Below are 20,021 nucleotides of genomic sequence, written 5' to 3' on the forward strand. Positions count from 1 at the left end.
AGATGGGCTAAGATAGCACAGCAGCCGCAGCGGAAAAGCGGCGCTGGGAGCTTGCCAGATCAAGGCCGCAGGGCCGTTTCAGGGCTGGCAGGCTCAGGGCTCGACAGGGAGGTGCTATGAGCATTCGTGATTGGCCTGCGGCGGAACGCCCGCGGGAGAAACTTCTGGCCCAGGGGGCCGCTACCCTCACCGACGCCGAATTGCTGGCGATCTTCCTGCGTACCGGGGTGGCCGGGCAGAGCGCGGTGGACCTGGCGCGCCATCTGCTTGGCGATTTCGGCGGGCTGCGCGCGTTGCTGCAGGCGGATTTACCGTCTTTCAGCCAGCGTCTGGGGCTCGGTCCGGCCAAGTTCGCCCAGTTGCAGGCGGTGCTGGAGATGGCCCGCCGGCACCTGGCCGAGCAGTTGCGACGTGATTCGGCGCTGGAGAGTCCGCAGGCGGTGCGCGACTACCTCAAGGCCCTGCTGCGGCATGAGCCGCACGAGGTATTCGGTTGCCTGTTTCTCGATGCCAAGCATCGGGTGCTGGCCTTCGAGGCGCTCTTCCACGGCTCCATCGACAGCGCCAGTGTCTATCCCCGCCAGGTGGTCAAGCGTGCGCTGGCGCATAACGCCGCGGCGCTGATCCTGACCCATAACCATCCCTCTGGCGTGGCCGAGCCGAGTCAGGCGGACCGGGTGCTGACCAGGCGCCTGAAGGACGCGCTGGAGCTGGTCGATGTGCGGGTGCTCGATCACTTCATCGTCGGCGACGGCGAGCCGCTGTCGATGGCCGAGTACGGCTGGTTGTAGCGGGGGGCTCCATCATGGTGGCTGTCAGGGCACCAGGCGCACCTTGGAAAAATCCTGGCGGCCGAAGGGGCTGACCTGATAACCCTCGACTTCCTTGCGGACCAGGGCATAGGCAGTCGGGTGGGCCAGGGGCAGCCACAGCGCCTGCTGCTGGATGATCCGCTGCGCCTCCTTATAGAGCTGGCTGCGCTGCGCCTGGTCGCTGGTGGTTTTGCCCGCGGCGATCAACTTGTCCAGGTGCGGGTCGCAGTAGCGGGCGAAGTTCAGTCCCGACTCGAGCGAGGCGCAGGCGAACTGCGGGGTGAGGAAGTTGTCCGGGTCGCCATTGTCGCCGGCCCAGCCCATGAACAGCAGGTCGTGTTCGCCGGCCTTGGCGCGGCGGATCAACTCGCCCCATTCGATCACGCGGATCTCGGCCTGGATGCCGACCTTGGCCAGGTCGGCCTGCAACATCTGCGCGCCCTGACTCGGGTTGGGGTTGAGCAGGCTGCCGCTGGGGCGGGTCCAGATGGTGGTCTTGAAGCCGTCGGGCAGGTCTGCCTCGGCCAGCAGGGCGCGGGCTTTGTCCGGGTCATGGGCATAACCGGGCAACTCTGCGGCATAGCTCCAGGTGTTGGGCGGATAGGGGCCGTTGGCCGCCTCGGCGCTGTTCTCGAACACCGCTTGCAAGTAGCTGCTCTTGTCGAAGGCCAGGTTGATCGCCTGGCGCACGGCGGTTTTATCCAGGGGTGGGTGCTGGCTGTTGATGCCGACGAAGGCGGTCATGAAGGCGGCGGTGTGCACGCTCTTCAGTTCAGCATCGGCGGCGCTGGCTTGCACGTCCTGCGGCTTGGGCGAGAGGGCGATATGGCATTCGCCACGACGCAGCTTCTGCAGGCGCACATTGGCGTCCGGGGTGATGGCGAACACCAGGCTGTCTACCGCAGGCGTGCCGGCAAAGTACTCGGGGTTGGCGACATAGCGCACCGCGGCGTCTTTCTGGAAGCGCTTGAAGACGAAGGGGCCGCTGCCGATTGGCTGGCTGTTGAGCCGCTCCGGGGTGCCGGCTGCGAGCAACTGGTCGGCGTATTCGGCGGAATAGATCGAGGCGAAGCCCATGCTGAGGGTGGCGAGGAAGGTGGCGTCGGGGCGACTCAGGGTAAAGCGCAGGCTGTGCTCGCCGAGCTTGTCGATGCTGTTGATCAGGCTGGGCAATTGCATCGACTGGGCGTGCGGGTAGCCACCAGGCGCAACCTTGTGCCAGGGGTGGGCCGGGTCGAGCATGCGCTGGAAGCTGAACAGCACGTCATCGGCGGTCAGCGGGCGGCTGGGGCTGAAGTAGTCGGTTTCGTGGAAGGCGACATCCTCGCGCAAGACAAAGCTGTAGCTCAGGCCGTCCTTGCTGACTTGCCAGCTTTGCGCCAGGCTCGGCAGCAGTTGGCCGCTGTCGGCATCGAATTCCACCAGGCGGTTCATCAAGACATCGGCCGAGGCGTTGGTGGTGGTCAGCGAGTTGTATTGCACCACGTCGAAGCCATCCGGGCTGGCTTCGGTGCACACACTGAGAGTGGTAGCCTGGACCAATAGCGGGCTCAGCAGGCCGGTCAATAGCAGCGTTGGGGTGGCGAGGCGCATGTCAAACTCCTTGATAATGCGGTGCGCGCCCGTCGGCGCGCCGGCAAGGGGTTTACCCTAGACCATAAAGCGCTGGCAGAACAGCGGGCTTGTCGACGAGTGGTAGGCTGCGGGTACGGCCTGCGCCGCTGGCCTGCTAGTGGTATTTGGCGGCATGCGACAGTCTCGCTAAAGTGCGTTTATCCTTGTTGCGCTCTGGGCTTTCTGGTATAAAGCAGCGCTCTTTTGTAGGGGCCCGGTGCTTGCACTTTCAGGTGTAGCCGGTAAGACCCTCGAGAAACGCGGCGCTGAGCGCCAATGACATTCAAGTTAAGCGGCCAACCCATGCCGGGTTGGGCATGTGGTTTTAGAGGGCTGAGGCATGTCGAGAGTCTGTCAAGTTACCGGTAAGGGTCCGGTAACCGGGAACAACGTTTCCCACGCACACAACAAAACCCGTCGTCGTTTCCTGCCGAACCTTCAGCATCACCGCTTTTGGGTCGAGTCTGAGAACCGTTTCGTGCGTCTGCGCGTCTCTGCCAAAGGCATGCGTTGCATCGACAAGCGTGGTATTGACGTCGTTCTGTCCGAGCTGCGTGCTCGCGGCGAAAAGGTTTAAGGAGTAAGTCATGCGCGAACTGATCCGTTTGGTGTCCAGTGCCGGTACCGGCCATTTCTACACCACCGACAAGAACAAACGCACCACCCCGGACAAGCTCGAAATTAAAAAATTCGATCCGGTTGTACGTAAGCACGTGAACTACAAGGAAGCCAAGATCAAGTAATTGATCCCGGCTCTTGTCGAAAAAGCCCGCCTCATGGCGGGCTTTTTCATGGGCGCGATTTAACCCGGCAGCCGGGCTGTCTGTGGCCAAGCCGTCGAGCAAGTCAGTGGCTGTGGCATGCAGCGGTTTCTCCAGCATCGGCAATCTGCCGTGCAAAAAAAAGCCCGCACGAGGCGGGCTAAAGGGTGACGCATGAATAGAGAGCCGGTCAGTGCGCTGCCGGTTCGAAGATCACGTAGACCTTGCGGCAGGCCTCCAGCACTTCCCAGGTGCCGGAGAAGCCGGCCGGGATGACGAAGCGGTCGCCGGCGCGCACGGTCTTGGCATTGCCGTCCTGATCGCGCAGCACGGACACGCCCTGGAGGATTTCGCAGTATTCGTGCTCGCTGTAGTTGACCGTCCACTGGCCGACCGCACCTTCCCAGATGCCGGCGTTGAACTGGCCGCACGGGCTGCCATAGTGGTTGCGCACGCTTTGCTCGGGGTCGCCCTTGAGGATTTTTTCCGGTGCCGGGCGGTAGTGCTCGGCGGCGGTGCTGGCCTGGGCGAAGTCGAGGATCTGTTCGATAGTCATGGTGGGGTTCCGGGTCGGGGCGGTTAGCTGGCTTGGCGGATCGAATCGGCGAGTTTTTCCACCAGGGTATCAATCTGCGCTTTTTCCACGATCAGCGGGGGCGACATGGCCAGGGTATCGCCGGTTACCCGCACCATCAGGTCGTTATAGAAGCACTGCTCGAACACCTGGTAGCCGCGTTTGCCTGGGCCTTGGTCGCTGGGCGCCAGTTGCACGCCGCCGACCAGGCCGATGGCGCGGATGTCGATGACGTTGGGCAGGTCGCGCAGGCTGTGCAGGGCGTCCTGCCAGTAGCCTTCCAGCTCGATCGTGCGGTCGAACAGCCGGTCGCGTTGATAGATGTCCAGGGTCGCCAGGGCCGCGGCGCAGGCGACCGGGTGGCCGGAATAGGTGTAGCCGTGGAACAGTTCGATGCCGTCCGGGCCTTGCATGAAGGCGTCATGGACCTTCTCGTCGACCAAGACCGCACCCATCGGGATAGCGCCGTTGGTCAGGCCCTTGGCGGTGGTGATGATGTCCGGGGTGACGCCCCAGCGCTGCGCGGCGAAGGCCTGGCCGACGCGACCGAAACCGGTGATGACCTCGTCGAAGATCAGCAGGATGCCGTGCTTGCGGGTGATCTCGCGCAGGCGCTGCAGGTAGCCCACCGGCGGCAGCACCACGCCGGCCGAGCCGGACATCGGCTCGACGATGACCGCGGCGATGTTCTCGGCGCCGTGCAGGGTCACCAGGCGCTCCAGTTCGTCGGCCTTGTCGATGCCGAACTCCGGCAGGCCGCGGCTGAAGGCGTTGCGGGCGATGTCCAGGGTGTGTGGCAGGTGGTCGACGCCGGGCAGTTGCAGGGGGAAGGCGCGGCGGTTATTGACCATGCCGCCGACCGAGATGCCGCCGAAGCCGACCCCGTGATAGCCCAGCTCGCGGCCGATCAGGCGGGTGCGAGTGCCCTGGCCGATGGCGCGCTGGTAGGCCAGGGCGATCTTCAGGGCGGTGTCGGCCGATTCCGAGCCGGAGTTGGTGAAGAACACCTTGTTCAGGCCGGTCGGGGCGATCTCGGCCAGGCGGCTGGCCAGCTCGAAGGGCAACGGATGACCCATCTGGAAAGTCGGGGCAAAATCCAGTTTGGCAATCTGCTTGCTCACCGCCTCGGTGATTTCCCGGCGGCCGTGGCCGGCATTGCAGCACCAAAGCCCGGCGGTGCCGTCTAATATCTTACGGCCGTCGTCGCTGGTGAAATACATGCCTTCGGCGCTGTCGAGCAGGCGCGGCTTGGCCTTGAATTGACGATTGGCGGTGAACGGCATCCAGAAATCGTCAAGACTGTTGGTTTTTCTGTTCGGTTGAGAGCTGTTGTCGGTTGTCATGCTGGCCATCCGGACGCGCGAGGAAAGGGGGGCAGGGGGTGATTTCGCGCAGTCTATGTTTAATAAAACGAACATGACAAGGGGGTTTATCGCTCTTTGTAAAAAATATTGAAAAGGTGCAGCCCTCTGGTTTAGTGTTGCCAGCAGGATTTGGCCCTTAGCGGCCTTGCAGAATTATTGACAGTGCGCGCGCCGACTCCGCGGCACTTTTTACTGATAGAGGATGCTCGAATGACTAGCCTGACTCGCGACGACTGGGAACAGCGCGCCAATACCCTGAAAATCGAAGGCCGTGCCTTTATTCACGGTGAATACCGCGCGGCAGTCTCCGGCGCGACCTTCGAGTGCATCAGTCCGGTGGATGGGCGCATGCTGGTAGAGGTCGCCAGTTGTGACCTGGCCGATGCCGAACTGGCGGTACAGGACGCCCGCAGTACCTTCAATTCCGGCGTCTGGTCACGCCTGGCGCCGGCGCAGCGCAAGCGGGTGATGATCCGTTTCGCCGAGCTGATCGATCAGCACGGCGAAGAGTTGGCGCTGCTGGAAACCCTCGACATGGGCAAGCCGATCAGCGACGCCCTGGGTATCGACGTCTCCAGTGCGGCCAATTCGATCCGCTGGAGCGGCGAGGCGATCGACAAGATTTACGACGAAGTGGCCGCCACCGCGCATGACCAGCTGGGCCTGGTGACCCGTGAACCGATTGGCGTGGTCGCGGCCATCGTGCCGTGGAACTTCCCCCTGCTGATGAGCTGCTGGAAGCTCGGCCCGGCGCTGTCCACCGGCAACTCGGTGATCCTCAAGCCCTCCGAGAAATCGCCGCTGACCGGTATCCGCCTGGCCCAGCTGGCCATCGAGGCCGGCATCCCCGCCGGAGTGTTCAACGTGCTGCCGGGCTACGGTCACACCGTGGGCAAGGCCCTGGCCCTGCACATGGACGTCGATACCCTGGTGTTCACCGGTTCGACCAAGATCGCCAAGCAGCTGATGGTCTACGCCGGCGAATCGAACATGAAGCGCGTCTGGCTGGAGGCCGGCGGCAAGAGCCCGAACATCGTCTTCGCCGATGCCCCGGATCTGCAGGCCGCCGCCGAAGCCGCCGCCGGCGCTATCGCCTTCAACCAGGGCGAAGTCTGCACCGCCGGCTCGCGCCTGCTGGTGGAGAACTCGATCAAGGACGCGTTCGTGCCGCTGGTGGTCGCGGCGATCAAGAGCTGGAAGCCGGGCAACCCGTTGGACCCGGCGACCAATGTCGGAGCACTGGTCGACACCACCCAGATGAACAATGTGCTGAGCTACATCCAGGCCGGTCACGACGAGGGCGCCAAGCTGGTGGCTGGCGGCAAGCGGGTGATGGAAGAAACCGGCGGGACCTATGTCGAGCCGACCATCTTCGATGGCGTGAACAATGCCATGCGCATCGCCCGCGAGGAAATCTTCGGTCCGGTGCTGTCGGTGATCGGTTTCGATTCGGCGGAAGAAGCCGTGGCCATCGCCAACGACACGCCCTATGGTCTGGCGGCGGCAGTCTGGACCAGCAACCTGTCCAAGGCCCACCTGACTGCCAAGGCGCTGCGCGCCGGCAGCGTCTGGGTCAACCAGTACGACGGCGGCGATATGACCGCGCCGTTCGGCGGCTTCAAGCAGTCCGGCAACGGCCGCGACAAGTCGCTGCATGCCTTCGACAAGTACACCGAGCTCAAAGCCACCTGGATCAAGCTGTAACGGTAGCGGGACGATCTCCTGGTCGTCGGCCATACGGCGTTGCGTCCTCGCTTTTAATGCTCACGTACTGCAGTACGCTGCGCTTAAAAGCTCCGGGGCGCCTTATTCGCTGGCGCTCACCCTTCGGGCCAGCCTTCGGCTGTTACTCCCGTTGGTCGTTGGTTCTGGCCTTAGCCCAGGAGATCTTTGTCGGAGTTGGTTTCGGTCGATAATCTGTTTTAAGGGGAGCGTTTTTGTTCTCCCTTGAGGTCCGCCCCTCGAGTTGAGGGGCCGGCTCTTTGCGAGCCACACCTGCGGCCGGGTTTCCTTGGGAAACCCGGCCGTTTTGTTTTGTCATCCAGCCACGACATGAAGGAGTCTGGCAATGCGGTGGGGTACTTATTTCGCGGTCTGCTCGGCAGTCATCAGCATCGGCCTGGCCCTCGGGGTGACCATGCCGCTGGTGTCGCTGCGCCTCGAGAGTTGGGGCTATGACTCCTTTGCCATCGGCGTGATGGCGGCGACTCCGGCGGTGGGCGTCCTGCTCGGCGCATCCCTGGCTGGCCGGTTGGCGGGGTACTTCGGCACCACTCGGCTGATGCAGCTGTGCCTGCTGGTTGGCGCCCTGTCCGTGGGCCTGTTGGCACTGATGCAGAGCTATGCGGTGTGGCTGCTGTTGCGCCTGCTGATCGGCGTGGCGCTGACCGTGGTGTTCATTCTCGGCGAAAGCTGGATCAACCAACTGGCCGTGGAGAAGTGGCGCGGCCGCTTGGTCGCCCTGTATGGCACCGGCTATGCGTTGAGCCAACTCTGTGGGCCGCTACTGCTGACGGCGTTGGGCACCAGCACCGATCAGGGGTTCTGGGCGGGCGTCGGTTTGCTGATCGGCGGATCCTTGATCCTCTGGGGGCGCACGGGGGCGCCGCGGGTGGATGCCCATAGTGCCTCGGGGCGTGGCCTGCCGGCATTCTGCCGCAAGCTGCCGGCCATCGCCTGGGCGGTGATGCTGTTCGCCGCGTTCGAGGCGATGATGCTGACCCTGCTGCCGATCTATGGCCTGCGTCAGGGCTTTACCCAGGAGGTGGCGCTGTTCATGGTCAGCGTGGTGGTGGTCGGCGATGCCGCCCTGCAACTGCCGATCGGCCTGCTGGCCGACCGCATGTCGCGGCGCACGCTGTTCCGTGGTTGCGGGCTGATCCTGCTGGGCGCCAGCCTGGCCATTCCGCTGCTGCTGCATACGCCGTTGATCTGGCCGCTGTTGGTGCTGTTCGGTGCCAGCGCCGGCGGGCTGTTCACCCTGTCGCTGATCCTGATCGGCGAGCGCTACCGCGACGATGAACTGGTGCGCGCCAATGCCCACGTGGCGCAACTCTGGGGCATCGGCTGCCTGGTCGGCCCGCTGGCCACCGGCGCGGGTGGCCAGTGGGTCAGTGGCCATGCGTTGCCGCTGCTGATGGCGCTGGGGGCCGCGGTGTTCGTGGTGCTGGCCTGGCGCGGCCAGGCCGGCGATGACCAGTTCGCAGCGGCCACCTCGGTGCGCGGTGACTAGCGCGGCGTAGCCAGCAATGCGCTGCCGTTCTCGTCGGCTAACCACCTTGTTTAATGGGATTTACGCGAGCCGGGGCTGGATGTTCCGGCCCCGATGCTTGGCCTGCCGCCGGATCAGATCAGTTCCTTGAGGCGGTGCCAGAGCATGCCCAGGGCCAGCAGCGGCGAGCGCAGGTACTGGCCGCCGGGGAAGGTCATGTGCGGCACCTGGGCGAACAGGTCGAAGCCCTGGCTGGCCTGGCCGGCGATGGCCTCGGCCAGCAGTTTGCCGGCCAGGTGGGTGGCGTTGACGCCGTGGCCGGAGTAGGCCTGGGCATAGTAGACGTTGGCCTGATCCTTGAGCCGACCGATCTGCGGCAGGCGGTTGGCGCCGATGCCGATCATGCCGCCCCACTGGTAGTCGATCCGCACATCCTGCAGGTGGGGAAACACGGCCAGCATTTTCGGGCGCATGTAGCCGGCGACGTCCGCCGGGTCGCGTCCGGAATAGTGGCAGGCGCCACCGAACAGCAGGCGCCGATCGGCGGACAGGCGGTAGTAGTCGAGGGCCACGCGCTGGTCACAGAGCGCCATGTTCTGCGGAATGATCGCGCGGGCTTGGGCCTCGGAAAGTGGCTCGGTGGCGATCACGTAGCTGCCGGCTGGGAGCACCTTGCCGCCCAGGGTTGGGTTCAGTGCGCCCAGGTAGGCGTTGCAGCCGAGCACCAGGTGAGCCGCGCTGACCACGCCTTGGGCGGTGTGGACTCTCACTTGGTGGCCGTAGTCGATGCGCGTGACTGCCGAATTTTCGAACAGCTGCACGCCCAGCGACTGCGCGGCGGCGGCTTCGCCCAAGGCCAGGTTGAGCGGGTGCAGGTGGCCAGAGCCCATGTCGATCAGACCCCCGACGTAGCGGTCTGAGCCAACCACCTCGTGCATCTGCTCGGGCTGCAGCAGGCGCAGTTCATGGCGATAGCCGAGGCTTTTCAGCTCGGCCATGTCGGCGGCGAAGCCGTCGAGATGAGCGGGTTTGTTCGCCAGGTCGCAATAGCCCCAGGTCAGGTCGCAGTCGATATTGAACTGCGCGACCCGGCGGCGGACGATTTCCACCGCTTCCAGGCCCATCAACTTGAGTTCGCGTACACCCTCTGCGCCGATGACCGATTCGAACTGCTCGACGCCATGGCCGACCCCGCGAATCAGCTGGCCGCCATTGCGCCCGCTGGCGCCCCAGCCGATCTTGTGGGCTTCCAGCAGCACCACCGAAAGGCCTTTCTGCGCCAGCTCGATCGCCGTGTTCAGCCCGGAAAAACCGCCGCCGACAATGCACACGTCAGCGCGCAGCTCACCCTCCAGTGCTGGATAGGCCAGTTGCCGATTGGCGCTGGCGGCGTAGTAGGAGGTGGCGTGCTGGGTGTTGTGGACCGGTTGGTGAACGCGGGCGTTCATGTGTGAAATCCTGATTGTTGTGTTTGGAAAATTTTACGAAGAATAAGCGTCAACTTCGCCAAACGCCAAGAGGCAATCGGCAAATAATCCGAGTTTCGTCGGTTAAACCGCTGGATTCGCCGCGAGTACGGCCGGCCAGCGGTTACCATGCCGGCTATTCAGTCAGGAGCGCTGCCATGAGTTGCACCAGCCGCAAGATTGACCACTTGCGTTTGCAGATTCCCAGTTTCGAATGCGTGCCCGGCTGTCACGACTGCTGTGGGCCGGTCACTGCTTCGTCCGAGGAGATGGCCCGTCTGCCGGTGAAAAGCGATGCCGCCCATGACGCCGCGCTGGCCGAGCTGGATTGCGTGCACCTCGGGCCGCAGGGCTGCGAGGTCTACGACCAGCGCCCGTTGATCTGTCGCCTGTTCGGCACCAGCAAAAGCCTGCCCTGTCCACATGGCCGGGGGCCGGAGACGCCGATCGAGGCGCATGTCGAGCAGCAGGTACACCAGCTGATCGCCAGCACCCGCCAGGTGCTGGTGTAGGTCGCGCCGCGCCGCCTGCGAGCTATTCCGCAATGGGCAGCGCCAACGATTCCTTGACCTCTTCCATGACGATATAGCTCTTCGACTCGCGCACGTGCGGCAGCTTCAGCAGGATGTCGCCGAGCAGCTTGCGGTAGCTGGCCATCTCGTTGATCCGCGCCTTCACCAGGTAATCGAAGTCGCCGGAAACCAGGTGGCACTCGAGCACATGCGGCAGCTTGAGCACGGCGCGGCGGAACTCCTCGAAGGTATCGCCGGACTTGTAGTCCAGGCTGATCTCGACGAACACCAGCAGGCTGGCCTTGAGGTACTGCGGGTTGAGCCGGGCGTTGTAGCTCATGATGATGCCCTCGCGCTCCAGGCGGCGGACCCGCTCGGTGCAGGGCGTGGTCGACAGGCCGACCCGCTCGCCCAGTTCGGTGAAGGAGATACGCCCGTCCTCCTGCAGCAGACGCAGGATATTGCGGTCGATCTTGTCCAGTTCGCGACGGCTCTGATGCTGGGTGCGCATGGGGGATGCCCCTCCGTTTAAGTCGATTTTGCCAAGTATTCTCGCCAAATATAGTTATATATATAGTGAAAGGCACTGGCTAGTGCTCAATATACTGCGCGCATCAACGCTCAAAACAAAAAACGCCAGCGCATAGTCGCGGCGAGGAGATGACGATGCGGGTTCTGGTACTGGGTAGTGGTGTGGTGGGTGTGGCGAGTGCGTACTACCTGGCTCGCCAGGGCTTCGAGGTGGTGGTCGTCGACCGTCAGGACGGCCCGGCCCTGGAAACCAGCTTCGCCAACGCCGGTCAGGTCTCCCCCGGTTACGCCTCGCCCTGGGCCGCGCCTGGCGTGCCGCTGAAAGCCATCAAGTGGCTGCTGCAGAAGCACGCCCCACTGGCGATCAAGGCCACCGCCGATATCGACCAGTACCTGTGGATGGCGCAGATGCTGCGCAACTGCACCGCCAGCCGCTATGCGGTGAACAAGGAGCGCATGGTGCGCCTGTCCGAGTACAGCCGCGACTGCCTCGACGAGCTGCGTGCCGAGACCGGCATCGGCTATGAAGGCCGCCGTCTGGGCACCACCCAGCTGTTCCGCACCCAGGCTCAGGTCGACAACGCGGCCAAGGACATCGCCGTGCTCAAGCAGTCGGGCGTGCCCTTCGAACTGCTCGACCGCGACGGCATCGTCCGGGTCGAGCCGGCCCTGGCCGGGGTCAAGCACAAGCTGGCCGGCGCCCTGCGCCTGCCCAACGACCAGACCGGCGACTGCCAGATGTTTACCACCAAGCTGGCCGAGATGGCCAAGCAGCTGGGCGTGGAATTCCGCTTTGGCCAGACTATCGAGCGCCTGGACTTTGCCGGCGACCGGATCAATGGCGTGTGGATCGACGGCAAGCTGGAAACCGCCGATCGCTACGTGCTGGCCCTCGGCAGCTACAGCCCGCAACTGCTCAAGCCGCTGGGCATTCGTGCGCCGATCTACCCGCTCAAGGGCTATTCGCTGACGGTGCCGATCACCAATGGCGACATGGCGCCGACCTCGACCATCCTCGATGAGACCTACAAGGTCGCCATCACCCGCTTCGACAATCGCATCCGGGTTGGCGGCATGGCCGAGATCGCCGGTTTCGACCTGAGCCTGAACCCGCGCCGCCGCGCGACCCTGGAAATGATCACTGCCGACCTCTACCCGCAAGGCGGCGATCTGCAGCAGGCAGAGTTCTGGACCGGTCTGCGTCCGGCCACCCCGGATGGCACACCGATCGTCGGCGCCACCCGCATGCGTAATTTGTTCCTCAATACCGGCCACGGCACGCTGGGCTGGACCATGGCCTGCGGCTCCGGTCGTTTCCTCGCCGACGTGATGGCATCGAGACGTCCGCAGATCAGCGCCGAAGGCCTGGATGTCTTCCGCTACAGCCGCTCCTCGGAGGCCTTGAAGCATGTCAATCCAGCGCCTGCGCACTGAAAGCCGTTACAGCTAAATCAACATCCACAACGGCACGGTCTACCTGGCCGGCAGTTGGCGGATGATTACCGCGGCGATATTGTGCAGCAGACCCGCGAGACCCTGGCCAACATCGAGGCGATGCTGGCCGAGGCCGGCAGCGACAAGTCACGCATCCTCTCGGTGACCATCTACCTCAAGGACATGGCGCGCGACTACGCCGGTCTCAACCAGGTCTGGGACCAGTGGCTTGCCCCCGGCACCGCACCGGGTCGTGCCTGCGTCGAGGCGCAGATGTACGCCCCAGACGTGCTGGTCGAAATGATGGTGGTGGCGGCTGTTTGAGCGCCTCGCCCAGGCTCTAGTTGGCTTTTGCCCGGCTGTCCCGCCGGGCTTTTTTAATCAGCAATCCGCGAACCCCGGGATCGATGCGCCAGCATCCTCCGCTATTCAACGACAAGAAGTGCCCTGCCATGCGTCCAGCCCGTGCCCTGATCGACCTGCAAGCCCTGCGTCACAACTACCGGTTGGCCCGCGAGGTCACCGGCGCCAAGGCGCTGGCGGTGATCAAGGCCGATGCCTACGGGCATGGTGCGGTGCGCTGCGCGCAGGCGCTGGAAGCCGAGGCCGACGGTTTCGCCGTGGCCTGCATCGAGGAGGCGCTGGCGCTGCGTGAGGCCGGGATTCGCGCGCCTATCCTGCTGCTGGAAGGCTTCTTCGAGGCCGACGAGCTGGCGCTGATCGAACAGCATGACCTCTGGTGCGTGGTCCATGCGTTGTGGCAGGTCGAGGCCATCGAGCGGGCGTCGCTGCGCAAGCCGCTGAACGTCTGGCTCAAGCTGGATTCGGGCATGCACCGCGTCGGTCTGTTTCCCGAGGATTACCAGGCGGCCTACCGGCGCCTGCTGGCGACCGGCCAGGTGGCGAAGATCGTGCTGATGAGCCACTTCGCCCGCGCCGACGAGCTGGATTGCCCGCGCAGCACCGAGCAACTGGCGGTGTTCGAGCAGGCGCGGCAGGGCTTGGCGGCGGAAATCAGCCTGCGCAACTCGCCGGCCGTGCTCGGCTGGCCGCAGGTGCCGAGCGACTGGGTGCGACCGGGCATCATGCTCTACGGCGCCACGCCGTTCGAGCAGGATCAGGCCGTGGCCGCACGCCTGCAGCCGGTGATGACCCTGGAATCGAAGGTCATCAGCGTGCGCGAACTGCCCGTCGGCGAACCGGTCGGCTATGGCGCGCGTTTCGTCACCGAGCGGCCGACCCGGGTTGGCGTGGTTGCCATGGGTTATGCCGACGGCTACCCGCGGCATGCGCCGACCGGCACGCCGGTGCTGGTCGATGGCCAGCCGAGCCGGCTGATCGGCCGGGTGTCGATGGACATGCTCTGCGTCGATCTCAGCGACTTGCCCGGCGCCGGTCTCGGCAGCCGGGTCGAGTTGTGGGGCAAACAGGTGCTTGCCAGCGACGTAGCAATCCGCGCCGGCAGCATTCCTTACCAGCTTTTCTGCAACCTGCGCCGGGTGCCGCTGCTCTATTGCGAGGGCTGAGCCCGCTACTGGGCAGGAATTGCAATCAGGGTGTTGTAAATACTGAACGCTGTTGCCATGATACGGACACTTTTCCGTATCTTCCCGAGGGGGCTCCAGCATTGGACGTCGGTATTCGACTGCAATCCATTCGCAAACTCAAAGGCCTGTCCCAGCGTGAACTCGCTAAGCGGGCAGGCGTCACCAACAGCACCATTTCGATGATCGAGAAGAACAGCGTGAGCCCCTCGATCAGTTCGCTGAAAAAGGTGTTGGCGGGTATCCCCATGTCGCTGGTGGAGTTCTTCTCCCAGGACGGCGAGGACGGCAACCTGGCCCAGGTGGTCTACCGGGCGGCCGAGCTCACGGATATCCACAGTGGTGCGATCAGCATGAAACTGGTGGGCAAGACCCACCCGAACCGGGCGATTACCCTGCTCGACGAAACCTATCCGGTCGGCTCCGATACCGGCGACGATATGTACACCCATGAGGGCGAGGAAACCGGCCTGCTGGTGGAAGGGCGCCTCGAACTGACCGTCGGCGAGCAGGTATTCATTCTCGAGCCGGGCGACAGTTACTACTTCGAGAGCACCCGGCCGCACCGCTTCCGCAATCCGTTCGAACAACCGGCGCGGCTGATCAGTGCCACTACTCCGGCGAATTTCTAAGCGGCAGCGTGCCGGCCTGCGACAATCTGGGTTGTTTCAGCCTGACAGGCTTCCCGTTATACTGTCGCCCGCTCGCGAAACCGTGGCCGCGGGCGTGACTAGCCACGATGAGGGTGTACCGTGAATCTGATTAAGAAAATGCTGATAGCGCCGGCTGCCGTCTTGGCAATGTGGGCCGTGACTGCTCAGGCCACGACCGATGAGGCCATCGCCGAACGTCTGAAGCCGGTTGGTGAAGTCTGCATCATGGGCGAAGAATGCAAGGGCATCGAGACCGTGGCCGCCGCCGCTGGTGGCGGTGCGCGCACTGGCGACGACATCGTTGCCAAGCACTGTGGCGCTTGCCATACCTCTGGCGTGCTCGGCGCACCGAAGATCGGTGACACGGCGGCCTGGCAGGCTCGTGCGACCAATGGTGTCGATGGCTTGCTGGCGAATGCGATCGCGGGCCTGAACTCGATGCCGCCGATGGGCACCTGTGCCGACTGCTCGGATGACGAACTGCGCGCCGCCATCGAGAAGATGTCCGGCCTGTAAGCCATCAGCGCTGGGATAAAAGCCGCCTTCGGGCGGCTTTTTGCGTTGGGGCACCGCGCTGTTGCCATGCAAAGCCTGTTGCAGGGTCCAGACTGAATCTCTCAGGGATGCCGTCGGGAGTCGCCAGATGCCGCAGCTATGTTCCATCGAGCAAGCCGTAGAGCGTGTCATGCAGGACATCCAGGGGCCGATTCGCCTGGGCCTGCCCTTGGGGTTGGGCAAGCCGAACCGCTGGGTCAATGCCTTGTACGCGCGGATCAAGCAGTTGCCGCAGCGCCGGCTGACGATCTACACCGCCTTGTGCCTGGGTCGCCCGCGCGCTTCGCACGATCTGCAGCGGCGTTTTCTCGAGCCGTTGGTCGAACGCATCTACGGCGACTATCCCGAACTGGACTTTCTCGCCGACCTGCACGCCGACCGCCTGCCCGCCAATGTGCATATCGAACAGTTCTACCTGCAACCGGGCAGCCTGCTGAACAGTCCGCCGGCGCAACAGGACTACATCAGTTGCAATTACAGCCATGTGGCCCGCGACCTCAACGATAAGGGCGTGAATCTGATTGCCCAGTTGGTCGCCTGCGATCCGCAGAGGCCCGAACACTTCAGCCTCAGCTGCAACCCGGATATCACCCTGGACCTGCTGCCGCTGCTGGCCAGGCGTCGTGCGGCCGGGGAAACCATTGTCTGTCTGGCCCAGGTGCACGAGGCGTTGCCCTATATGGCGGGTGCAGCGCAGGTGGCGCGCGACAGCTTCGACCTGCAGCTGCAGGAGGTGGAGCGCGGTCCCCTGTTTTCCACGCCGAACATGCCGGTCAGCGTGCAGGATCACTGCATCGGTCTGCATGCCAGCAGCCAGGTGCGTGACGGCGGTACCCTGCAAATCGGCATCGGTGCGATGGGCGACGCGGTGAGTGCGGCGCTGTTGGCCCGACAAGCTGACAACAGCGGCTACCGTGCGCTGCTGGCAGAACTGCCGGGGGCGGCGGTGGCCCGGGGCGCTGAGCTGCACCCCTTCGCCGCAGGCCTGTATGGCTGCAGCGAAATGTTCGTCAACGGCTTGCTGGCCCTGGCCGAAGCCGGGATCGTACGTCGGCGGGTGTATCCCGACCGGCGCGTGCAGCAGTTGGCCGTTGCCGGTGCGCTGGACGGCGAGGGGCGGCCGCGCAGTGTGCAGCTCTTGCTCGACGCCGGCGTACCGAGCCGGCTGGATGCGCAGACCCTGGCCTGGCTGCAGGCTGTCGGCCTGCTGGACCCGGCGCTGCAGGTGCACGGCGATTACCTGCGACTGCCCGATGGTCGCCAGCTGCCGAGCGAGTTGAGTCATCGGCAGACCCAGGATGCGCTGCACGATTACCTGCGCCCGGCTGCCGACGGGGCGGTGCTGCATGGCGGCTTCTTTCTCGGCCCGGCAGATTTCTATCGACGCTTGGGTGCCCTGGCGCCGGAGCGGCGCGCGCAGTTCGCCATGTGCGGGATTCACTTCATCAATGAACTCTATGGCGACGAGCCACTCAAGCGCCTGCAGCGCCGCGATGCGCGCTTCATCAACTCGGTGTTCTGCATGACCCTGCTGGGCGCCGGGGTGGCCGATCAGCTGGAGGATGGCCGCGTGCTCAGTGGCGTTGGCGGGCAATACAACTTCGTCGCCCAGGCTCACGCGCTGGAGGGCGCGCGCTCGATTCTGATGCTGCGCAGTTGGCGCGAGGCCGCTGGGCGAGTCAGCTCGAACATCGTCTGGCGCTACGGCCATGTCACTATTCCCCGTCATCTGCGCGACATGGTGGTGACCGAGTACGGCATCGCCGACCTGCGCGGCAAGACCGATGCCGAGGTGATAGAGGCGCTGCTGGCGATCAGTGATTCGCGTTTTCAGCCCCGGCTGATCGCCCAAGCGCAACAAGCGGGCAAGCTGCCCGGGGATTTTCGCCTCGATCAGCGCTTCGCCGACAATTACCCGCAGCGCCTGCAGAAGCTGCAGGCGCGGCATTCGGCGCTCTTCGGCGAGTATCCGCTGGGTTGCGACTTCACTGGCGAGGAGCGCGACCTGCTGCGCGCACTGGACTGGCTCAAGGCCCGGGCCAGGCCAGGGGCGGTGGTGGCCCTGAGCAAGGCCGTGCTGGCTGCGCCGCCGGCCGCCGCCTTCATGCCGCAACTGGCGCGTATGGGCTTGGCCCGTCCGCAGGGGCTGCGCGAGGCCCTCTATCGGCGTCTGCTGCTGGCTGGCCTGCAAGCGACTAGTCGAGAAAGCTGACCTGGCCACCTTCCAGCGAGTGGATGCGCGCCAGGGATTCGACCCGGTAGCCTTGCGCGTCCAGTTCGGCGCGGCCGGCCTGGAACGACTTCTCGATCACCACGCCGACCCCGGCGATGCTGGCGCCCGCCTGCCGGATCAGGTCGATCAGCGCCTGGGCCGCATGGCCGTTGGCCAGGAAGTCGTCGATCAGCAGCACATGGTCGGCGCTGGTCAGGTGCTTGGCGGAGATGGCGATGGTGCTCTCGGTCTGCTTGGTGAAGGAGAACACCTTGGCGGTATAGAGGTCGTCCTTGAGCGTCAGCGACTGGTACTTGCGGGCGAAGATCACCGGCACGCCGAGTTCCAGGCCGGCCATGATCGCCGGGGCAATGCCCGAGGCCTCGATGGTGACGATCTTGCTGATGCCCAGGCCGGCGAAGCGGCGAGCGAATTCGTGGCCGATCTGCTGCATCAGCGCGGGATCGATCTGGTGATTGAGAAAGGCATCGACCTTGAGCACCTGCTCCGAGAGCACGGTGCCTTCCTCGCGAATCTTCTGTTTCAGCGCTTCCACGCGGTTACCCTCATCGTTGTGCGAATACCCGGTCTGCGCCGGGGTGTGGTGGTGCAGCGTAGCCCGGGATGCCAGCGGCGGTGAAACACTCGCCGCTGGCATCCCGGGCTACGCCCGGATCATTTCTTCAGCAGGGCGCGCATGTTGGCCAGCGCCGAGTTGCCGGTGGCGGCCTTGACCTCGGGAGGCGCGTCGTCCTGGCCTTCCCAGATCAGGTCTTCGGGCGGCAGCTCATCGAGAAAGCGGCTCGGCGAGCACTCGATGATCTCGCCGTACTGCTTGCGCTTGGCGGCGAAGGTCATGGTCAGGTTGCGCTTGGCGCGGGTGATGCCGACGTAGGCCAGGCGACGTTCTTCCTCGACCGTGTCGGCCTCGATGCTGGAGCGGTGCGGGAGGATTTCCTCCTCCACGCCGAGGATGTACACCGAGGGGTATTCCAGGCCCTTGGAGGCGTGCAGGGTCATCATCTGCACGCCTTCGGCGCCGTCTTCTTCCTCCTGCTGACGTTCGAGCATGTCGCGCAAGACCAGCTTGCCGATGGCGTCCTCGATGGTCATCTCGCCTTCTTCGTCGCGCTCCAGGGTGTTCTTCAGCGCCTCGACGAGGAACCAGACGTTGCCCATGCGCGCATCGGCGACCTTGTCGTTGGAGGCGTTCTGGCGTAGCCAGTTCTCGTAATCGATGTCCATCACCATGCTGCGGATTGCGGCGATCGGCTCGTTCTGCGCGCACTCCTGGCGCACCCGGTCCATCCACTTGGTGAAGCGCGCCAGGCGCTCGGTGAAGCGCGCATCCAGGTGTTCGCCCAGGCCCATCTCGCCGGCGGCGGCGTACATGCTGATCTTGCGCCCGGTGGCGTAGTTGCCGAGCTTTTCCAGGGTGGTGGAGCCGATCTCGCGGCGCGGTACGTTGATCACCCGCAGGAAGGCGTTGTCATCATCCGGGTTGACCAGCAGGCGGAAGTAGCTCATCAGGTCCTTCACCTCCTGGCGGGCGAAGAAGCTGGTGCCGCCGCTCAGGCGATATGGGATCTGATGGTGCTGCAGCTTCAGCTCCATCAGCTTGGCCTGGTAGTTGCCGCGATAGAGGATCGCGTAGTCGCTGTAGGGGCGCTGGGTGCGCAGGTGCTCGGTGAGGATCTCCAGGGCCACCCGCTCGCATTCGGCGTCCTCGTTGCGGCAGCGGATCACCCTGATCTCGTCGCCCATGCCCATCTCGCTCCACAACTGCTTCTCGAAGGCGTGGGGGTTGTTGGCGATGAGGATGTTGGCGCACTTGAGGATGCGGCTGGTGGAGCGGTAGTTCTGCTCCAGCATCACCACCTTCAGCGAGGGGTAATCCTCTTTCAGCAGCATCAGGTTTTCCGGGCGCGCGCCGCGCCAGGCGTAGATCGACTGGTCGTCGTCGCCGACCACGGTGAACTGGTTGCGCATGCCCACCAGCAGCTTGACCAGTAGGTACTGGCTGGCGTTGGTGTCCTGGTACTCGTCGACCAGCAGGTAGCGGATGCGGTTCTGCCACTTTTCCAGGATGTCCGGGTGCTCCTGGAACAGCTTCACCGGCATCAGGATCAGGTCGTCGAAGTCCACCGCGTTATAGGCCTTGAGCGTGCGCTGGTAGTGCAGGTAGACGATGGCGGCGGTCTGCTCCTTGGGGCCCCGCGATTCGGCCAGGGCCTGGTCGGGCATGATCAGTTCGTTCTTCCAGCTGCCGATGTAGTTCTTGATCTCGTCGGCGCCATCGTCCCCGGAATATTCCTTCTGCATGATGTCGCTGAGCAGCGCCTTGATATCGCCCTCGTCGAAGATCGAGAAGCCCGGCTTGTAGCCCAGCGCCGCATACTCCTTGCGGATGATGTTCATGCCCAGGTTGTGGAAGGTCGAGACCGTCAGGCCGCGCGCCTCGGGACCCTTGAGCAGGCTGCCGACCCGTTCCTTCATTTCCCGGGCGGCCTTGTTGGTGAAGGTCATGGCAACGATGTGGCGCGCCTGGATGCCGCAATTCTGCACCAGGTGGGCGATCTTGCGCGTGATCACGCTGGTCTTGCCGGAACCGGCACCGGCGAGCACCAAAAGAGGGCCGCCGACGTAGTTCACGGCTTCCTGCTGCCGGGGGTTCAGTCGGGACATGGGATCAATCGTCGCGGGGGAATGGGCGCGCATTTTAGCAGGCCCTGAGATTTGTGCCTGAATCCTCTGGGGTTTGGCGATGGAGTGAGTACT

The 20,021-nt window shown here is 64.3% G+C and carries 18 protein-coding genes and 1 pseudogene; 12 read left to right on the forward strand and 7 right to left on the reverse strand.

From position 1 onward, the window contains the following. Positions 1-116: 116 nt before the first annotated feature. On the forward strand, positions 117-791 hold the full coding sequence (gene radC / locus PH586_RS11455) for a RadC family protein (protein ID WP_271347885.1): 675 nt from the start codon (positions 117-119) through the stop codon (positions 789-791). 24 nt (positions 792-815) lie between these two features. On the opposite strand, the gene PH586_RS11460 is transcribed toward radC, so the two are convergent. Beyond that, positions 816-2,405 carry an ABC transporter substrate-binding protein gene (locus PH586_RS11460; protein WP_271347886.1) on the reverse strand — a complete coding sequence of 530 codons (1,590 nt, stop codon included), beginning with the start codon at positions 2,403-2,405 and terminating at the stop codon, positions 816-818. Between the two features lie 361 nt (positions 2,406-2,766). On the opposite strand from PH586_RS11460, the gene rpmB reads away from it, so the two are divergent. Together rpmB and rpmG are read left to right on the forward strand one after the other, a co-directional pair. After that, positions 2,767-3,003 (forward strand): 50S ribosomal protein L28, encoded by a 237-nt coding sequence (gene rpmB / locus PH586_RS11465; protein ID WP_010489195.1) that lies wholly within the window; start codon positions 2,767-2,769, stop codon positions 3,001-3,003. A gap of 10 nt (positions 3,004-3,013) precedes the next feature. After that, positions 3,014-3,169: a 50S ribosomal protein L33 gene (gene rpmG, locus PH586_RS11470; protein ID WP_079203857.1), complete on the forward strand. Its 156-nt coding sequence runs from the start codon at positions 3,014-3,016 to the stop codon at positions 3,167-3,169. A gap of 208 nt (positions 3,170-3,377) precedes the next feature. On the opposite strand, the gene PH586_RS11475 is transcribed toward rpmG, so the two are convergent. Together PH586_RS11475 and PH586_RS11480 are read right to left on the reverse strand one after the other, a co-directional pair. Next, on the reverse strand, positions 3,378-3,743 hold the full coding sequence (locus PH586_RS11475; protein ID WP_238040709.1) for a cupin domain-containing protein: 366 nt from the start codon (positions 3,741-3,743) through the stop codon (positions 3,378-3,380). 23 nt (positions 3,744-3,766) lie between these two features. After that, the gene (locus PH586_RS11480; RefSeq protein WP_271347887.1) at positions 3,767-5,104 is read right to left on the reverse strand and encodes an aspartate aminotransferase family protein; all 1,338 of its coding nucleotides are present in this window, start codon (positions 5,102-5,104) and stop codon (positions 3,767-3,769) included. A 231-nt stretch (positions 5,105-5,335) separates the two neighbouring features. On the opposite strand from PH586_RS11480, the gene PH586_RS11485 reads away from it, so the two are divergent. Then, on the forward strand, positions 5,336-6,829 hold the full coding sequence (locus tag PH586_RS11485) for an aldehyde dehydrogenase (RefSeq protein ID WP_271347888.1): 1,494 nt from the start codon (positions 5,336-5,338) through the stop codon (positions 6,827-6,829). 364 nt (positions 6,830-7,193) lie between these two features. Then, positions 7,194-8,357, forward strand: a complete 1,164-nt coding sequence (locus PH586_RS11490; protein WP_271347889.1) for an MFS transporter — start codon at positions 7,194-7,196, stop codon at positions 8,355-8,357. A gap of 113 nt (positions 8,358-8,470) precedes the next feature. Here PH586_RS11490 and PH586_RS11495 read toward each other — a convergent pair whose 3' ends face one another. After that, positions 8,471-9,784 carry an NAD(P)/FAD-dependent oxidoreductase gene (locus tag PH586_RS11495; RefSeq protein WP_271347890.1) on the reverse strand — a complete coding sequence of 438 codons (1,314 nt, stop codon included), beginning with the start codon at positions 9,782-9,784 and terminating at the stop codon, positions 8,471-8,473. Between the two features lie 176 nt (positions 9,785-9,960). On the opposite strand from PH586_RS11495, the gene PH586_RS11500 reads away from it, so the two are divergent. Further along, on the forward strand, positions 9,961-10,314 hold the full coding sequence (locus PH586_RS11500; RefSeq protein ID WP_271347891.1) for a YkgJ family cysteine cluster protein: 354 nt from the start codon (positions 9,961-9,963) through the stop codon (positions 10,312-10,314). Between the two features lie 22 nt (positions 10,315-10,336). Here the strand turns inward: PH586_RS11500 and PH586_RS11505 are convergent, their stop codons facing one another. Next, positions 10,337-10,825, reverse strand: coding sequence for an Lrp/AsnC ligand binding domain-containing protein (locus PH586_RS11505; protein WP_271347892.1), 489 nt, complete (start codon positions 10,823-10,825; stop codon positions 10,337-10,339). A 155-nt stretch (positions 10,826-10,980) separates the two neighbouring features. Here PH586_RS11505 and dadA point away from each other — a divergent pair, with 155 nt between their 5' ends. The 6 genes and pseudogenes from dadA to PH586_RS11535 all read left to right on the forward strand — a co-directional run bounded on the left by dadA (position 10,981) and on the right by PH586_RS11535 (position 17,243). Beyond that, positions 10,981-12,279 (forward strand): D-amino acid dehydrogenase, encoded by a 1,299-nt coding sequence (dadA, locus tag PH586_RS11510; RefSeq protein ID WP_271347893.1) that lies wholly within the window; start codon positions 10,981-10,983, stop codon positions 12,277-12,279. A gap of 16 nt (positions 12,280-12,295) precedes the next feature. Beyond that, positions 12,296-12,603: pseudogene (locus tag PH586_RS11515) on the forward strand (RidA family protein). Positions 12,604-12,731: 128 nt separating this feature from the next. Continuing rightward, positions 12,732-13,805, forward strand: a complete 1,074-nt coding sequence (alr, locus tag PH586_RS11520) for an alanine racemase (protein WP_271347894.1) — start codon at positions 12,732-12,734, stop codon at positions 13,803-13,805. Between the two features lie 101 nt (positions 13,806-13,906). Beyond that, positions 13,907-14,455 (forward strand): cupin domain-containing protein, encoded by a 549-nt coding sequence (locus PH586_RS11525; protein ID WP_271347895.1) that lies wholly within the window; start codon positions 13,907-13,909, stop codon positions 14,453-14,455. 120 nt (positions 14,456-14,575) lie between these two features. Then, complete coding sequence (locus PH586_RS11530) at positions 14,576-14,992, forward strand: c-type cytochrome (RefSeq protein WP_271347896.1); 417 nt, start codon at positions 14,576-14,578, stop codon at positions 14,990-14,992. Positions 14,993-15,119: 127 nt separating this feature from the next. Next, positions 15,120-17,243 (forward strand): acetyl-CoA hydrolase/transferase C-terminal domain-containing protein, encoded by a 2,124-nt coding sequence (locus tag PH586_RS11535; protein ID WP_271347897.1) that lies wholly within the window; start codon positions 15,120-15,122, stop codon positions 17,241-17,243. Here PH586_RS11535 and PH586_RS11540 read toward each other — a convergent pair. Both PH586_RS11540 and rep read right to left on the reverse strand, forming a co-directional pair. Next, complete coding sequence (locus PH586_RS11540; RefSeq protein WP_271347898.1) at positions 17,227-17,799, reverse strand: xanthine phosphoribosyltransferase; 573 nt, start codon at positions 17,797-17,799, stop codon at positions 17,227-17,229. The two genes, PH586_RS11535 and PH586_RS11540, sit on opposite strands and share 17 nt — an antisense overlap. Positions 17,800-17,918: 119 nt before the next feature. After that, on the reverse strand, positions 17,919-19,928 hold the full coding sequence (gene rep, locus PH586_RS11545; RefSeq protein WP_271347899.1) for a DNA helicase Rep: 2,010 nt from the start codon (positions 19,926-19,928) through the stop codon (positions 17,919-17,921). Positions 19,929-20,021 lie beyond the last annotated feature (93 nt).

Origin of the sequence: Pseudomonas aestuarii (assembly GCF_027988105.1) — a bacterium.
Lineage (GTDB): Bacteria > Pseudomonadota > Gammaproteobacteria > Pseudomonadales > Pseudomonadaceae > Aquipseudomonas > Aquipseudomonas aestuarii.

Excerpts from the sequence above, each read along its gene's own strand:
- radC (WP_271347885.1), top strand. The coding sequence starts at position 117 with ATGAGCATTCGTGATTGGCCTGCGGCGGAACGCCCGCGGGAGAAACTT.
- PH586_RS11460 (WP_271347886.1), bottom strand. The coding sequence starts at position 2,405 with ATGCGCCTCGCCACCCCAACGCTGCTATTGACCGGCCTGCTGAGCCCG.
- rpmB (WP_010489195.1), top strand. The coding sequence starts at position 2,767 with ATGTCGAGAGTCTGTCAAGTTACCGGTAAGGGTCCGGTAACCGGGAAC.
- rpmG (WP_079203857.1), top strand. The coding sequence starts at position 3,014 with ATGCGCGAACTGATCCGTTTGGTGTCCAGTGCCGGTACCGGCCATTTC.
- PH586_RS11475 (WP_238040709.1), bottom strand. The coding sequence starts at position 3,743 with ATGACTATCGAACAGATCCTCGACTTCGCCCAGGCCAGCACCGCCGCC.
- PH586_RS11480 (WP_271347887.1), bottom strand. The coding sequence starts at position 5,104 with ATGACAACCGACAACAGCTCTCAACCGAACAGAAAAACCAACAGTCTT.
- PH586_RS11485 (WP_271347888.1), top strand. The coding sequence starts at position 5,336 with ATGACTAGCCTGACTCGCGACGACTGGGAACAGCGCGCCAATACCCTG.
- PH586_RS11490 (WP_271347889.1), top strand. The coding sequence starts at position 7,194 with ATGCGGTGGGGTACTTATTTCGCGGTCTGCTCGGCAGTCATCAGCATC.
- PH586_RS11495 (WP_271347890.1), bottom strand. The coding sequence starts at position 9,784 with ATGAACGCCCGCGTTCACCAACCGGTCCACAACACCCAGCACGCCACC.
- PH586_RS11500 (WP_271347891.1), top strand. The coding sequence starts at position 9,961 with ATGAGTTGCACCAGCCGCAAGATTGACCACTTGCGTTTGCAGATTCCC.
- PH586_RS11505 (WP_271347892.1), bottom strand. The coding sequence starts at position 10,825 with ATGCGCACCCAGCATCAGAGCCGTCGCGAACTGGACAAGATCGACCGC.
- dadA (WP_271347893.1), top strand. The coding sequence starts at position 10,981 with ATGCGGGTTCTGGTACTGGGTAGTGGTGTGGTGGGTGTGGCGAGTGCG.
- alr (WP_271347894.1), top strand. The coding sequence starts at position 12,732 with ATGCGTCCAGCCCGTGCCCTGATCGACCTGCAAGCCCTGCGTCACAAC.
- PH586_RS11535 (WP_271347897.1), top strand. The coding sequence starts at position 15,120 with ATGCCGCAGCTATGTTCCATCGAGCAAGCCGTAGAGCGTGTCATGCAG.
- rep (WP_271347899.1), bottom strand. The coding sequence starts at position 19,928 with ATGTCCCGACTGAACCCCCGGCAGCAGGAAGCCGTGAACTACGTCGGC.